The organism is Pseudomonas sp. GW821-FHT02A11, assembly GCF_059421985.1.
Genome location: NZ_JBWKWB010000014.1, coordinates 84,658 through 98,496, shown reverse-complemented (window position 1 = coordinate 98,496; position 13,839 = coordinate 84,658). Strand labels below are relative to the sequence as shown.

At 62.0% G+C, this 13,839-nt stretch carries 14 protein-coding genes and 2 pseudogenes; 9 read left to right on the top strand and 7 right to left on the bottom strand.

Annotated elements, in window-relative coordinates; translation table 11 throughout:
* Positions 1-28: 28 nt before the first annotated feature.
* The gene (locus tag AC07V9_RS19395; RefSeq protein ID WP_495017264.1) at positions 29-1,009 is read right to left on the bottom strand and encodes a GlxA family transcriptional regulator; all 981 of its coding nucleotides are present in this window, start codon (positions 1,007-1,009) and stop codon (positions 29-31) included.
* 116 nt (positions 1,010-1,125) lie between these two features.
* On the opposite strand from AC07V9_RS19395, the gene AC07V9_RS19390 reads away from it, so the two are divergent.
* Positions 1,126-1,806, top strand: a complete 681-nt coding sequence (locus tag AC07V9_RS19390; RefSeq protein WP_495017263.1) for a DJ-1/PfpI family protein — start codon at positions 1,126-1,128, stop codon at positions 1,804-1,806.
* On the opposite strand, the gene AC07V9_RS19385 is transcribed toward AC07V9_RS19390, so the two are convergent.
* Complete coding sequence (locus tag AC07V9_RS19385) at positions 1,803-2,432, bottom strand: TetR/AcrR family transcriptional regulator (RefSeq protein WP_495017262.1); 630 nt, start codon at positions 2,430-2,432, stop codon at positions 1,803-1,805. The genes AC07V9_RS19390 and AC07V9_RS19385 overlap by 4 nt on opposite strands.
* A 223-nt stretch (positions 2,433-2,655) precedes the next feature.
* Between AC07V9_RS19385 and AC07V9_RS19380 the strand changes: the two genes are divergently transcribed.
* Complete coding sequence (locus AC07V9_RS19380; protein WP_495017261.1) at positions 2,656-3,747, top strand: MBL fold metallo-hydrolase; 1,092 nt, start codon at positions 2,656-2,658, stop codon at positions 3,745-3,747.
* 15 nt (positions 3,748-3,762) lie between these two features.
* Here AC07V9_RS19380 and AC07V9_RS19375 read toward each other — a convergent pair whose 3' ends face one another.
* The 3 genes from AC07V9_RS19375 to AC07V9_RS19365 all read right to left on the bottom strand — a co-directional run bounded on the left by AC07V9_RS19375 (position 3,763) and on the right by AC07V9_RS19365 (position 6,107).
* The gene (locus AC07V9_RS19375) at positions 3,763-3,927 is read right to left on the bottom strand and encodes a hypothetical protein (protein ID WP_495017260.1); all 165 of its coding nucleotides are present in this window, start codon (positions 3,925-3,927) and stop codon (positions 3,763-3,765) included.
* Between the two features lie 27 nt (positions 3,928-3,954).
* The gene (locus AC07V9_RS19370) at positions 3,955-5,508 is read right to left on the bottom strand and encodes an FAD-dependent oxidoreductase (protein WP_495017259.1); all 1,554 of its coding nucleotides are present in this window, start codon (positions 5,506-5,508) and stop codon (positions 3,955-3,957) included.
* A 110-nt stretch (positions 5,509-5,618) separates the two neighbouring features.
* On the bottom strand, positions 5,619-6,107 hold the full coding sequence (locus AC07V9_RS19365; RefSeq protein ID WP_495017258.1) for a GFA family protein: 489 nt from the start codon (positions 6,105-6,107) through the stop codon (positions 5,619-5,621).
* Between the two features lie 195 nt (positions 6,108-6,302).
* Between AC07V9_RS19365 and AC07V9_RS19360 the strand changes: the two are divergent.
* From AC07V9_RS19360 to AC07V9_RS19345, 4 genes and pseudogenes are all read left to right on the top strand, one after another.
* Positions 6,303-7,070 (top strand): annotated as a pseudogene (locus AC07V9_RS19360) (MCP four helix bundle domain-containing protein); the annotation flags it as partial.
* The gene (locus tag AC07V9_RS19355; protein WP_495017303.1) at positions 7,065-7,928 is read left to right on the top strand and encodes a methyl-accepting chemotaxis protein; all 864 of its coding nucleotides are present in this window, start codon (positions 7,065-7,067) and stop codon (positions 7,926-7,928) included. The pseudogene AC07V9_RS19360 and the gene AC07V9_RS19355, both read left to right, overlap by 6 nt.
* A gap of 277 nt (positions 7,929-8,205) precedes the next feature.
* Entirely contained in the window at positions 8,206-9,462 is a 1,257-nt protein-coding gene (locus tag AC07V9_RS19350; protein WP_495017257.1) for a D-mannose isomerase, read from the top strand.
* A complete protein-coding gene (locus AC07V9_RS19345; protein WP_495017256.1) occupies positions 9,459-10,076 on the top strand; it encodes an LbetaH domain-containing protein in 618 nt (205 codons plus the stop codon). Before AC07V9_RS19350 ends, AC07V9_RS19345 begins: the two co-directional genes overlap by 4 nt.
* Positions 10,077-10,268: 192 nt before the next feature.
* Here AC07V9_RS19345 and AC07V9_RS19340 read toward each other — a convergent pair whose 3' ends face one another.
* Positions 10,269-11,366: an AbrB family transcriptional regulator gene (locus AC07V9_RS19340; RefSeq protein WP_495017255.1), complete on the bottom strand. Its 1,098-nt coding sequence runs from the start codon at positions 11,364-11,366 to the stop codon at positions 10,269-10,271.
* A gap of 104 nt (positions 11,367-11,470) precedes the next feature.
* Between AC07V9_RS19340 and AC07V9_RS19335 the strand changes: the two genes are divergently transcribed.
* The 3 genes and pseudogenes from AC07V9_RS19335 to AC07V9_RS19325 all read left to right on the top strand — a co-directional run.
* Positions 11,471-12,373, top strand: coding sequence for a LysR family transcriptional regulator (locus AC07V9_RS19335; protein WP_495017254.1), 903 nt, complete (start codon positions 11,471-11,473; stop codon positions 12,371-12,373).
* A 58-nt stretch (positions 12,374-12,431) separates the two neighbouring features.
* Positions 12,432-12,635, top strand: coding sequence for a hypothetical protein (locus tag AC07V9_RS19330; RefSeq protein WP_495017253.1), 204 nt, complete (start codon positions 12,432-12,434; stop codon positions 12,633-12,635).
* A gap of 170 nt (positions 12,636-12,805) precedes the next feature.
* A pseudogene (locus tag AC07V9_RS19325) lies at positions 12,806-13,063 on the top strand (LacI family DNA-binding transcriptional regulator); the annotation flags it as partial.
* Between the two features lie 48 nt (positions 13,064-13,111).
* Here AC07V9_RS19325 and AC07V9_RS19320 read toward each other — a convergent pair.
* On the bottom strand, positions 13,112-13,813 hold the full coding sequence (locus tag AC07V9_RS19320; RefSeq protein WP_495017252.1) for a FadR/GntR family transcriptional regulator: 702 nt from the start codon (positions 13,811-13,813) through the stop codon (positions 13,112-13,114).
* Positions 13,814-13,839: the final 26 nt, after the last annotated feature.

Below are 13,839 nucleotides of genomic sequence, written 5' to 3'. Positions count from 1 at the left end.
GCAGTGTCGTTCTCGCCGCTGGCGACATTCACCCCGCACTGAACCGCTCCCGATACGCCTGCGGCGTCACCGCCACGGTGCGCAAAAAACTGCGACGCAGGGTCTCCTCGGTGCCGAAACCGCAGCGATCGGCAATTCGCTTGATCGGCATCGCGCTATCCCCCAGCAAACGGCGTGCGGCCTCGACGCGCAGCTGCTCGATGGCCCGGGCCGGGGTGTTGCCGGTGTGGGCGCGGTAGTGGCGCACGAAGCTGCGTTCGCTCATGCCCACCTGCGCGGCGAGGGTGGCGACGGACAAATCGCTCGCCAGGTTGTCGAGAATCCACGCGTGCAGATCGCCAAAACGGCTGTCCTGACTGCGGGTGGCGTGTTGCATCGACAGCGCCGTGCTGAACTGCGACTGTCCTCCGGGACGCTTGAGAAACACCACCAGGTCCCGCGCGACGGCCAGGGCGACCGGGCGCCCAAGGTCGGCCTCGACCATCGCCAGCGCCAGATCAATACCCGCCGTCACGCCTGCGGAGGTCCACAGCGCGTCTTCGTTGATGAAAATCGGCTCAGGGTCGACCTGCAAATCCGGGTAGCGCTGGGCCAGCTCCTCGCAACTGTCCCAATGCGTTACCACCCTGTGGCCGCTCAGCAAACCCGCCTCGGCCAGCAGAAACGCGCCGGTGCAGACCGACGCCAGGCGCCGCGCGCGCGCAGCCTGATTACGCACCCAGCGCAGCAGATCCTGATCCTGCAACGCGGCATGCACGCCTCGGCCACCGGCGATGATCAAGGTGTCGGAAGGCGTGGTTGGCAGCGGGTGCGTATGCAAGCCCAGACCGGCCCATGACATCACGCTGCCGTCTTCCCGAGCGATCACCCTGGGCGAGTAGGGGCGCGCGAGGCCTTGTTCGGCAGCGTGCACATTGGCCGAGGCGAACACCTGCAAGGGCCCCGTGACATCGAGCAGCTGCACCTCAGGGAAGGCGAGGATGTGAATGGGCCTTGGCAACTGGGCCATGGAGACGCTCCGATACGGTTGGCGGAAACTGTGGGTGTTATGGCGTATCCGCCAGAGCGTATCTGGCTAGAGTGAGTTCGTCCAATACCCACTGACATTCGCAAAGGAGCGACGCTATGACCCTGCACATCGGCCTGCTGATCTTTCCCAAGGTTCAACAACTGGACCTGACCGGCCCGTACGACGTCTTCGCCAGCCTGCCGGGCGTAACCGTGCACCTGGTCTGGAAAAACCTCGACCCGTTGCTGTCCAGCACTGGCCTGGGCCTGATTCCGACCCAGACCTTCGACAGCTGCCCGGATCTGGACGTGATCTGCGTGCCTGGCGGGGTGGGCATCGATGCGCTGCTCGAAGACGCCGAAACCCTGGCATTCATCAAGCACCAGGCTCAGAACGTGCAGTACGTGACCTCGGTCTGCACCGGCGCCTTGGTGCTCGGCGCGGCAGGTCTGCTGGAGGGCAAGCGCGCGACCACTCACTGGGCGTCCCACAGCCTGCTGGAGAACTTCGGCGCGATCCCGGTAAAAGATCGCGTGGTGCGCGACGGCAACTTGATGACCGGGGGTGGCGTCACCGCGGGGATCGATTTCGCCCTGACTCTGATCAGCGAGATCTTCGACGCCGACACTTCTCAGGCCGTTCAGCTGCAAATCGAATACGCGCCTGCGCCACCGTTCAACGCGGGTCGGCCCGACACGGCGCCAGCCCATATTCTGGCGTTGGCCCAGGAACGCGCAGCGCCAGGACTGCAAGCGCGTCGGCAGATCGTCGAGCGGGTGACGGCGACGTCGCGTTAAGCAGGTGGGGTGCAGGCCGGGATTTCGTACCAACAGAGAAACAGGTCCAGCGCCGATTCGACCACGCTGGCCTGTTTCTCGGGCGTGAGCAGCGGTTCGTTGAGGGTGACCTGCGGCCAGAAGGCGAAGGCCTTGAGCAGCGCGTGGATCTGCGAGGCGGCGAAACCCGGTTCGACGGCCTTGAGGCGGCCGTCTTGCTGGGCGCCGCGCACCCAGACGGTGAAGGTTTCTTCGCGCTGATTGAGGCGGTTGACCCAGACCTGTGCGCGCTCGGGGGAATGAATTGTGGCGCCAATGGCCACGCGGGCCAGGTCGATGAAGTTGCTGTCGCCCAGTGTTTGCATCTTCGCGCTGAGCAACTGGCGCAGTTGATCGCGCAAGGGCACGCCCGCCTGATAGGGCGCATCCGGTTGCGCCGAAGCGCTGGCCCACAGGCGCTGGAGCATTTCCGAAAACAGCTCTTCTTTGCTCGGGAAATGGTTGTAGACCGTGCGTTTGGAGACTTGCGCCCGTGCCGCGATGCGATCCATGCTGGTGACCTCAAAACCGTTATCGCGAAATTCGGCAATGGCTGCCTGGACAATGGATTCACGTTTTCGGTCGGTCAGGCGCGTCGGAGCAGTCATGGCATCGCTTCTAGAGGGGGGCGGGGCTGACACGAATGAGGGCCAGCAAGAAAATTACACCGAGCAGTTTACTTCTCTTTAGAGATCGTGCAAGCTAGAAACTACACTGTGTAGTGTAAAAGCCTGTTACAACTTCTCGCTTACTTCTTTGCGTCGTATGCAACATTCTGCAACGCGTCCGCCGCTGCAGAAACCTCCACCCGTTTCATGGAGTCAGCACCTCATGGCCTCGATCGAAAAAAACCTCGATAACGCTCCTTCGTTGCCCGTCCTTACCCGCCAGGAGGGCCGCTTCCGCAATCACAAGCCGATGAAGCGCTCGGGGTTGCTGAAGACGCTGCGCATTTTCTGGAATGCCATGGTCAACAAGCCGCGCCACACGCGCCCTGTCGGCGAAATCCCGGTTCAGCCTTTGTCCCGCCAGCAACTGCTGGCCGCGCCGAACAACACGGTATATCGCCTAGGCCATTCGACCGTGCTGCTCAAATTGCGTGACCAGTATTTTCTGACCGACCCGGTGTTCGCCGAACGCGCTTCGCCCATCCAGTGGGCCGGGCCACAGCGCTTCCACCAGCCGCCGATCAGCCTCGAAGACTTGCCGCCGCTCAAGGCGGTGATTCTCTCGCACAACCATTACGACCACCTCGACCATATGAGCATTCACGTGCTCAAGAACAAGGCCGAGCATTTCATCGCGCCGTTGGGTGTGGGCGATACGCTGATCGAATGGGGCGTACCTGCAAATAAAGTGCAGCAATTGAACTGGTGGCAGTCTGCCGAGATTCACGGTATCCGCTTTGTCGCTACGCCCGCTCAGCACTTCTCTGGCCGCAGCCTGCGCGACAGCAACCAGACGCTCTGGTGCTCGTGGGTGATGATTGATGGGGCGCAGAAAATCTTCTTCAGCGGCGATACCGGCTACCACGACGGCTTCAAGCTGATCGGTGAGCAATTCGGCCCGTTCGACCTGACCCTGATGGAAACCGGCGCCTACAACGTCGACTGGCCGGACGTTCACATGCAGCCGGAAGAAACCCTGCAGGCGCACATCGACCTACGCGGCAAATGGCTGCTTCCGATTCACAACGGCACGTTCGACTTGGCGATGCATGCCTGGCACGAACCCTTTGACCGTATTCTCGCCCTGGCCTGGGATCGCAGCATTTCCATCACCACGCCGGAAATGGGCCAGCCGTTCTACCTGCAATACCCCAGCCGTGGCGAGGCCTGGTGGCTGAAGGTCGAGAAGGCCGTCGAAGCTCAGGCGCCGTGCCAGTCCCGTCGCTGCAATCGCCAGCAGGCGGCCAGCCGCTAGGTCACGCGTGTGGGATCAGGGCTTGTCGTTGTTCTGATCCCGCGCTTTTTCCCCATCTTTTGGCTGTTCAGGATGACGGGGCTGCTCGCCTTGCTGATTCGCCTGCCTGTGCTGCTCGCCGACTTTGCCGGCGTTCTCTGGTCTGTGGTTCAGGTCTTCACGGCTGGATTCTTTGGGCATTGCTCATTCTCCATCAGGGGCGCGCGGTCACGCGCCATTACTCATCTGCGCTATCAGCATCAGCGCTTCGTCTTTGAACAGCGGCTGTTTCATCCGCTCGGCGAGTAACGCCACCTCCCGCTCGCGCTCGCAGGCGACCACCGCCGCTACGCTGCCTTGCTTACAGATCAACGCGAGGAAGTCGAAATCCTCAGGTTCGCCAAGGTAGACGATGTCGTCCCAATCCTCGGCGTGACCCAGATAATCCAGACGTTTTTCGAAGTGATAGGTCCAGAAATACGGCACGTCGCTGTAGTGCTTGTTCGCCCCCAGCATGTTGCTGGCGGCGATGCGTGCGTGTTGCTGGGCCAGGCGCCAGTGCTCAATGCGTTTTGGCTGGCCGTCGATGGGGAAGGTCGCGATATCGCCCGCTGCCCACAAATCCTTGCCGACCTGCATGCCTGAATCAACCGCCAGAGAGCCGTCCTCCTCCAGCTCGATCCCGTCGATGAATTGCGTGGCGGGCGTCACCCCGATACCGATCAGCGCCAAGTCCACCGGCAGTCGTTCGCCATTGCTGAGCACCGCCGTCTCCAGGTTGTTTTTGCCGCCCTGGCCATCGCCCTCGAAGCGGCTGACGTCCACATGGGTGCGAAACAGCACGCCGTTTTTTTCATGCAGGGTGCGAATGGCCTTGCCGATGCGTTCGCCCAGCTGCGCGGCAAATGGCACTTCGTGGTGGGCCAGCACAGTGACGTTCACACCGTGTTTGCGCAGGGCGGAGGCCGCTTCCAGACCAATGAAGCTGTCGCCGACGATCAGCGCATGCTTGCCCGGTTGAGCGGCGGCGAGGATCTTTTTCGCGTCCTCACGACAGCGCAAGGTCAGCACCTGCGCCAGCTCGGCGCCGATTAGCGGCAGGGCACGAGGCTCGCCGCCGGTGGTGATCAACGCGGCGTCGTAAGCGAAGCGGCGGCCGTCCGCCAGGATCAGGCGTTTGTTAATGACGTCGAGCTTCATGACCTCGCCTTGAACACGCTCGATGTGATGCTCCTCATAGAAAGCGTCTTCGCGCAGGGGCGGGGTTTCATCCGGGCGTATGTCGGCGGCGAGGACAAATTTGCTCAGGGCGGTGCGGTCGTAGCCGGGCGTGGTTTCGCGATCTACCAACAGGAGGCGACCATTGAAGCCCTTTTCACGCAGCGCGCAGGCGGCGGCCGTTCCCGCAGCGCCAGCGCCGATGATCACGAAGCAGCGGTCGTCATCGGGCAACGTTTCGGGATGGATTGGCATCGGTTGATCGTCGACGTGGATCTGCCCTTCGATGACCTGAAGCGGGTAGCGCGTCAGGGCGTCAAGGGCCGGTGGCTCGCACAGGTGGCCGTCAGAGATCGCGAACTCGGCTTTGTGCCAAGGGCAGATCAAATGCCCGTTGCACACCGCGCCATCCGCCAGTGGCGCACCGGCGTGGGGACACTCGGCCTGATAGGCACGCACCTCTTCTCCATGGCGCACCAATACAACCTTTTTCTCGCCAACTTCAACCTGAATGCCGCGATCTCGACGAAGATCGGCCAGGTTAGCGACTCGATGCATTGGCATTTTCTTATCCTCCCAGGCTTTCTGTTGGGAGTGGGCCGCCAATCAAGAGGTTCAGAGAATCTGCCGAACGCTGCATAAAGCGTTCACACGCCGCACATTTGCAAGGCGCATCAACGCACCAGCCCCAGTCGCTCGTGCCAGTCGGCAATGGATTCCTCAGGGTATTGTTCGAATTGCTGATCCTTGGGCCCGGCCTCGACCTCAACCCACGAGGCCTTGGAATCGAGCAACAAATGCGTGTGTTCGGGCGGCGTGGGCAGCGGTGTGTCGATGGCCGAGGCGAAGGGGTGGATCAGCTCCGGCCACTCAGGGCTGAACAGCCACAGCCCACTGCCGCACTGCTTGCAGAAATGCCGCTCGGCGCTGCTGGTGTGCACGTGTTTGTGTTCTTCATCGCGCATTTTGGCGTGGTAGATCGCGATGCTGTTCTTGCCTTTGACCTTGAGGCTTTTCGCATCGCCGCCCAGGTTGATCGAGTAGCCGCCCCCGCCCTGGGTCTTGCGGCAGATCGAGCAATAGCAGCGTTGGTAAGGGTAGGGGTGGGCGCAGGTCAGGCTGAATTCCACCGCGCCGCAATGACAAGAACCTTCCAGATGCATGATTCACCTCCGCAATTGCTGATAAACGTCTCTGAGGTCTAGACCGCGCTGGCTAGCGAGGTTCGATGTTTCGTCGAACAGGCGTTCGGATTCTTCATTAAGCAAACCCTCAAGAAGCGCTATCCGGCGTCGATAAGCGGTAGTCGTACGGTGACATTACGACCACTGCCACCAAAAAATAACGAGCCAACGGTCATGAACCTACGCAACCTGACCATCGCCCGCCGCGCGGGCCTTGGGTTTACCCTGATCTCCCTGCTTGTTGCACTGCTCGGCTGGTTTGCCCTGAGCCAGATGTCCACCATTCGCCAAAGTGAAGTGGCGGTCGAAAGCAACTGGATGCCGAGCATGCGTCTGGTCAACGACATTCGCGAAGCCATGCTGCGCATTCGTACGATCTCCCTGCGCATGGCGCTGGACCCAGACACCAAGAACGTCAGCGTCTACAAGGGCCAGATGGACGCCCGCGCCAAGGTGCTCGCCGACAAGCTCTCGGGCCTGGATAAATTTGTCGACACCCCTGAAGAGAAGGTGCTTTATGACAAATTCCGCACCACCCTGGCGGATTATCAGCGCGGGCTGTCGCAGTCGTTTGTGCTCGCCGAAAGCGGTGACCTGAAAGCCCTGAATACCCTGTTGCTGGTGGACATGAAAACCGCCGTCGACAACTCCGGCGCACAGCTGGGCGATCTTGCGGATTTTTACTCCCATCAGGTCGAGCTCGAAGGCGTGTCCGCCGAAACCCAGTACGGCCATTCGCGCAACATCGTGCTGGTGTTCGTACTGATCGCCGCGCTGGCCACCGTTATCCTCGCGCTGTGGCTCACCCGCAGCATCATCGTGCCGCTGGAACAAGCAGTTACCGCCGCCGAGTTCGTGGCCAAGGGCGACCTCACCCACGACATTCGCGTCGAAGGCAAGGATGAAGTCACTCGTCTGCTCAGCGCCCTGCAGCAGATGCAGAACAACCTGCGCAGCACCTTGAGCCTGATCGGCAGCTCAGCCAGCCAATTGGCGTCGGCGGCCACCGAACTGAACTCGGTCACCGAAGACAGTCATCGCGGCCTGCATCAGCAGAACGCCGAAATCGAACAGGCCGCCACGGCAGTCAACGAGATGACCTCGGCGGTGGAAGAAGTGGCGCGCAATGCAGTCTCCACCTCCCAGGCATCCAGCGAATCCAACGAGGCCGCGCAGGATGGCCAGACCCGCGTCATCGAAACCGTGACGTCGATCCAGACCCTGTCGAGCAACGTGCAGCACACCTCGGCGCTGGTGCAGAAACTCGCCGATCAGTCCCAGGACATCGGCAAGGTGCTGGACGTGATTCGCTCCATCGCCGAGCAGACCAACCTGCTGGCCCTGAACGCAGCGATCGAAGCGGCCCGCGCCGGGGAGTCCGGTCGCGGTTTTGCCGTGGTGGCCGATGAGGTGCGCGCGCTGGCCCATCGTACTCAGCAGTCGACGCTGGAAATCGACAAGATGGTGTCGACCATGCGCAGTGGTTCCAGCGAGGCCTTGGAGTCGATGCTGGTCAGCCGTTCCCGCGCCACCGAAACCCTGGAACTGGCGCAGGGCGCGGGGGAGTCCCTGACCCGCATCACCTCGTCGATCAACCAGATTTCCGAGCGCAATCTGGTCATCGCCAGCGCCGCTGAAGAGCAGGCGCAGGTGGCTCGGGAAGTGGACCGCAACATCGTCAACATTCGTGACCTGTCGTTGCAGTCTTCATCGGGGGCCAATCAGATCAGTGCGTCGAGCAATGAACTGTCGCGTTTGGCGGGGGAGTTGAATCAGGTGGTGACGCGCTTTCGTGTGTGAACGCAGATGTCAGCTGACCGCACATGACCTGTGGGAGCGAATTCATTCGCGAAAAATATGTCAGGCGATAGAGCTGTATCGACTGTACCGCCCTCTCGCGAATGAATTCGCTCCCACAGGGTATGGGCGTTCAGCCAGTCACATGGGCGTCATTCCCACGGGCTTGCTAAAAGGATTCACCTCATTCACTTGCCTGCACCCGGCCTTGGCTTGCATGATTCTCCCCGACTAATAATTCCTGGCGGGCCGAACCTGCCGAGCACAAGGTGACAAGGCAATGGATGACGTGAATCGCGATTTCAGCAGTTGGTTGCGCTCCCCTGGGCACAAGGCCTGGCTGGCGCAGGAGGGCAACCGGCTGCTGGCGTTTGCCAAGGCGGCGAAGCTGCCTCAAGGTTTTGGCAATCTGGATGATCACGGGCGCCTGCCCGCCAACGCGGTCGCCGAGACCATGAACACTGCGCGCATGACCCACAGTTTCGCCATGGCCCACATCAACGGCATCCCCGGTGTTGCCGAGCTGGTCGACCACGGCGTTGCGTCACTGGCAGGTCCCTTGCGCGATGCCGAGCACGGCGGCTGGTTCGCCAAACCCCTGGATCAGACCGACGGCTCACCTGCAAACACCGGCAAGGCCGCTTACCTGCACGCCTTCGTTGCTCTGGCCGCATCCTCTGCCGTGGTTGCCCAACGCCCCGGCGCCAAAGCCCTGCTCGAACAGGCAATTCAGGTCATCACCCAGCATTTCTGGAGCGAGGAAGAGGGCGCCATGCGTGAATCCTTCGCCCGTGACTGGAGCGACGAAGAACGCTATCGCGGGGCCAACAGCAATATGCACAGCACCGAAGCCTTCCTTGCGCTGGCCGATGTCACCGGCGATGCGCGCTGGCTGGACCGCGCGCTGCGCATCGTCGAGCGGGTCATTCATCAACACGCCGCGGCGAACAATCATCAGGTGATCGAGCACTTCACCCTGCGATGGCAGCCGGTTCCCGAGTACAACGCCGATAAACCGGATGACGGTTTCCGCCCCTACGGCACCACCCCCGGCCACGCCTTCGAGTGGGCGCGGCTGGTGCTGCATCTGGAGGCCGCGCGCCAGGCCGCCAAGCTGGAAACCCCGTCCTGGCTGCTGGAAGACGCCCGCCTGCTGTTCGAAAACGCCTGCCGCTACGGCTGGGACGTCGATGGCGCGCCGGGCATCGTCTACACCCTGGACTGGGAAAACCGCCCCGTCGTCCGGCATCGTTTGCACTGGACCCACGCCGAAGCGGCCGCAGCCTCGGCGGCCCTCTTGCAACGCACCGGCGAGCAGCAATACGAGACCTGGTATCGCACGTTCTGGGAATTCAACGAGTCGCTGTTCATCGATCGTGAACACGGCAGCTGGCGCCACGAGCTGAACCCGCAGAATCAGCCGAGCGCCGACATCTGGCCGGGGAAACCGGACCTCTATCACGCCTACCAGGCAACGCTGTTGCCGGTGCTGCCACTGGCGCAGAGCCTGGCCACGGCGCTGGAGCGTTTGCAGTGATCCGCGTCGGCGACTTCATCGAATCGATGGACACGTCCGCGCTGTCGCGCTGGGCATCGCTGACGCCGTGGGAACTGGTGACCCGCGCCCCCGAGATCGTGCGTGACGTGCTGGTCACGCTGGGTGACGACTACGAGATTCGCGGCGACATTGCCGTGCACGAGACCGCGGTGGTCGAGGAGGGTGCCGTGCTCAAGGGCCCGCTGATCCTGGGGCCGCACTGCTTCGTGGCCAGCGGCGCTTACTTGCGCGGTGGCTGCTGGGTGGGCGAGCGCTGTATCTTCGGGCCCGGCGCGGAGCTGAAAACCTCGTTCGTGTTCGACGGCAGCAAGCTGGCGCACTTCAATTTCGTCGGCGACTCTGTGCTCGGCGTCGGCGTGAATCTGGAAGCGGGCAGCATCGTCTGCAATTACCGCAATGAGCGTGACGACAAGGAAGTGCGCGTGCGCATCGACGGCCGCCTGCGTGCCACGGGCTGTGACAAGTTCGGCGCGCTGATCGGCGACCGCAGCCGCATCGGCGCGAACGCCGTGCTGGCGCCGGGGGCGTTGTTGGGGAAGGGGTCGATTATCAGGCGAGGTGAGGTGTTTGATGCGGAGGTTGTAAAGACCTGATGCGGTTCTAACGGCGAACGCTGTCCCCCAGTGGGAGCGAATTCATTCGCGAAAAATGGGTCAGGCGATAAAGGTGCATCGACTGTACCGTCCTCTCGCGAATGAATTCGCTCCCACAGAATCTCCCGCACAGGGGTGTGAAGCATTGGAGGTAGTAGGTCTCAGAACACTCAGCCCGTCACCTCGGAGCGATCACGCCAACCGCTGGGTCACGCGAATCACCTGACGGGCGATGTAGGCGCCGGTCACGATTACGCCGAACAGGCGCAAGGTCTGCATGGCCAGCACGAAGCCGACGTCCGAGTGGGTATCGATAGCGATGATCGCCATGGCATCTAGGCCGCCGGGGCTGGTGGCCAGGTACACGGAGAGGAAATCCTTGCCCATCATCTCGGCGATGACCCAGGCAGAGATCGCGCACAGCAGGATCAGCAGCAGAGCGCCGAAGATCATCGCCGGCAAGCGCCGCCAGACGTAGTTGATCGTCACCCGGTCGAAGCGCAGGCCGATGTAACTGCCGATGGCGCCGTAGGCAATTGCCAGCAGCCAGGTAGGCATGGTGATATGCAGCAGGCCGCTCAGTTGCAGCGCGCCACCGAGCAACAGGGGCACCAACAGGGCACCGGCTGGCAAGCGCGCGCCGAGGGTGACGCCGACTACGATCACCAGCAGGCTCAGGGCCAGGTTGAGCAGGTTGACCCCTTGCTGCAGAGCATCGACGCTGTGGGCATCGGTGCCGCCGACGTCCGCGCCGATCAGGCGGCTGACCAGCGCGCCCACCATCACCACGCAGACCACCCGCACGTATTGCATCGTCGCCACGACCCGCGAGTCCGCGCCGTAGTCCTCGGACATCGCCACCATCGCCGACGCCGCGCCCGGCGACGTCCCCCATGCCGCGGTGCTGCCCTGAATCCCGCCCCAGCGCGCCACACCGATGCCGACCACCGCGCTCAGCGCAACGGTCAGTAAAGTGGCGAACACCATCACGTGCCAGGAGTGCATGGCCGTGAGCAGCACGCCCATGGTCATCGAGTGGGCCACCAACACCCCAACCGCGCCCTGACCCAGGCGGAAGACATGCTTGTTCAAGCGAATCGAGACGCCCGACACGCCGAAGCCGATCGCGACCAGCATCGGTCCGAGGAACAGTGCGGCAGGAACATGAAAGTATTTGAAGAGCTGACCGGCGCTACCGGCCAGGACAACAAGCAACGACCATTGCACCAACGGGTGCAGGGTTTCGAGGGAAAACGAGGCGGGGCGCGACAACGAAGATCTCCAGAGCATGGGCGGTTTCCTGATGGAATGCGGTCCAATGGGAGAAATTATCGACAGCTGAATCGATCAAGTCTATTTTCTAATAATCATGAATTGATAACTTTGGTTGATATATGGACCTGCGTGACCTGACCTATTTCGAAACCATCGCCGAACTCGGCCACCTGGGGCGCGCCGCAGAAAAGCTCAACCGCAGCCAACCCGCGCTGACCAAGAGCATTCAGCGCCTCGAAGAGTCCTTCGGCACCAAGCTGTTTCAGCGCGACGGTCGGCGCATCAAGCTCACGCCTGTTGGCGAATTGCTGCAGGCGCGGGGCAAGGTTCTTCAGCAAAGCATCGCCCAGACCCAGCGCGAAGTACGGGATTTCGCCAGCGGTGCGGTGGGGGAGATTCGCCTCGGCTGCGCCTCGACCATGGCTGAATACCTGCTGCCCGAACTGACCAACGCGCTGCTCAAACGCGCCCCGGACATCATCCTGAAACTGGTAATCGGCCAGGACGACATGCTGCGCGAACAACTGCGCTCAGGGCACCTGGACATGATCATCTGCGCCCAGCGCAGCATCGAGGATGAATTTACGGCTTACCCGATTCTCACCGACGAAGCCGTGGTCATTGCCAGCCGCAACCACCCGATCTTCAAAGCGCCGTTTCAGATGAGCGACCTGTGCAACTACCGCTGGGTGCTCCCACCGCTGGGCGTGTCGTCGCGGATCTGGGTCGACGAAGCCTTCACCCGCCACAACCTGCCGCTGCCGGTGGTGCAGATCGAGGCCAACTCCATCTCCTTGCTGCCGCGCCTCATCGCCCAGACCAGCCTGCTCAGCTTCATTGCTCGCGAAACCCTGGAATACGGCAAGAACATGCAATATTTGCGGGAAGTGCCGCTGGAAAATACCACCATGACGCGCACCATCTACGTCATCCTCCGGCGCGAGGGCTACCTGTCACCTGCCGCCCACGCCATGGTGCAGATGCTGCGCGACGACGGCGGGTCATTTTTCAGCTGGGTGTGACAGCGCCGGATTCTGGAGTAGCCTTGAAGCGAATTTGATCGGTCGGGAGACATCGGCAATGCATGTACAGCCTCACATCAGCGTTAAACCCCACTATTTTCTGAGCGACGAAGACCAGCACTTCGGTGGCGACCAATCGCCCCTCAACGATGCCGACGCCGACGAAGACGCCGACCCCGGCGAGCTCGACCTGGCCGACCTGGGGCTGGATGAGTTTGCCGATTCGGACAAGCTGGATATCGGCTCGTCGACGTTGGGGTAGGGCGTTTTAGTGCGGAGTGAGCTGATATCGCTCACACGATTGACCCGCCTCTGTGACGACAGGGCATCGGACGTTGCAACTGCTGAGTGTATTGTTGAAAAGCTACCGCCATGAAGAGTCAAGCGAGGTGCCGGGCACCCGTTTGAGCAAGCGACGGGACGAACCCGCCATTGCCTGGGGGGCTGACGGAAGGGCTTGGAATCAAGGTCCAGACACTGTTGCCCTACCAAAACCGCCACTACGCAGCGAGCCGAAACGCAGCTTCATGCCGAAAAAACCAGACAGGTGGCAGACCCTGTCTCGTCGACCGAGCCGAAAAAAGCCTCACCTTGATCGCTGTCACCAAAGCCGCGGGGGCATCGCCGATGAGCGTATCGCGGGCGTTGCATCGTCCGGATCTGGTGAGCGATGACACCCGCGAAAAGGTGCGTGAGGCGGTGCTGGCCGCGGGCTCAACATCATGGAAGCGGAGGCCATCAATCCTGCTTCGGAATATCCAGCTCAACCTCCATGCGCTGGCCTTCCTGGAGGATGTGCTCGCGCATCAGTTCACTGGCGGTGGCGCTGTCCTTGTTGCGGATGGCGCGCACCAGCGCTTCGGTTTCTTTCAGGCGCGCGGCGAGGTGTTCCGGGGTGTTGCGCAGGGTGGGGGCGCATTGCTTCAGGGCCTGGCTGGTCTGCTGCACCATGCTGCTGAAAATCGGGTTCGAGGTTAGGGTGAACAGTTGTTCGTGAAAGGCGATGTAGGCATTGCTGCCCGATTCGCTGTCCTGGTCTTCCAGCGCTTCGCGCATGTCCATCAGGGTCAGGCGCAGTTCGGCGATTTCCTTCTGACTGATCGATTGCGCCAGCAGGCCGACGATGAAAGGCTCCAGGGTGTAACGCAGCTGCATGACATCCGCCAGCGTGGCGTCGGCGACTCCAGCAGAGGCTACCCCTGAACTGCTTTGAGGCAATGGCTCGTCCAGCACGACAACGCCCTTGCCCGGCATCGAACGCACCAGCCCAAGGGTTTCCAGCACGATGATCGCCTCGCGCAGGCTGGGCCGGCTGATGCCCATTTGCTCGGCGAGTTCGCGCTGCCCGGGCAGCATGTCGCCGGAGCGCCACTGCCCGCGGGTCAAGGCCTCGCGCAATTTTTCCACCACTGAGTTGACGACGGTCGAGGAGCTGATCATCAAGGCGTTCCTGGTTTGTCAGTGAG

Coding starts and splice junctions, on each gene's coding strand:
- AC07V9_RS19395 (WP_495017264.1), bottom strand. CDS start 1,009: ATGGCCCAGTTGCCAAGGCCCATTCACATCCTCGCCTTCCCTGAGGTG.
- AC07V9_RS19390 (WP_495017263.1), top strand. CDS start 1,126: ATGACCCTGCACATCGGCCTGCTGATCTTTCCCAAGGTTCAACAACTG.
- AC07V9_RS19385 (WP_495017262.1), bottom strand. CDS start 2,432: ATGACTGCTCCGACGCGCCTGACCGACCGAAAACGTGAATCCATTGTC.
- AC07V9_RS19380 (WP_495017261.1), top strand. CDS start 2,656: ATGGCCTCGATCGAAAAAAACCTCGATAACGCTCCTTCGTTGCCCGTC.
- AC07V9_RS19375 (WP_495017260.1), bottom strand. CDS start 3,927: ATGCCCAAAGAATCCAGCCGTGAAGACCTGAACCACAGACCAGAGAAC.
- AC07V9_RS19370 (WP_495017259.1), bottom strand. CDS start 5,508: ATGCCAATGCATCGAGTCGCTAACCTGGCCGATCTTCGTCGAGATCGC.
- AC07V9_RS19365 (WP_495017258.1), bottom strand. CDS start 6,107: ATGCATCTGGAAGGTTCTTGTCATTGCGGCGCGGTGGAATTCAGCCTG.
- AC07V9_RS19355 (WP_495017303.1), top strand. CDS start 7,065: ATGCAGAACAACCTGCGCAGCACCTTGAGCCTGATCGGCAGCTCAGCC.
- AC07V9_RS19350 (WP_495017257.1), top strand. CDS start 8,206: ATGGATGACGTGAATCGCGATTTCAGCAGTTGGTTGCGCTCCCCTGGG.
- AC07V9_RS19340 (WP_495017255.1), bottom strand. CDS start 11,366: ATGCTCTGGAGATCTTCGTTGTCGCGCCCCGCCTCGTTTTCCCTCGAA.
- AC07V9_RS19335 (WP_495017254.1), top strand. CDS start 11,471: ATGGACCTGCGTGACCTGACCTATTTCGAAACCATCGCCGAACTCGGC.
- AC07V9_RS19330 (WP_495017253.1), top strand. CDS start 12,432: ATGCATGTACAGCCTCACATCAGCGTTAAACCCCACTATTTTCTGAGC.
- AC07V9_RS19320 (WP_495017252.1), bottom strand. CDS start 13,813: ATGATCAGCTCCTCGACCGTCGTCAACTCAGTGGTGGAAAAATTGCGC.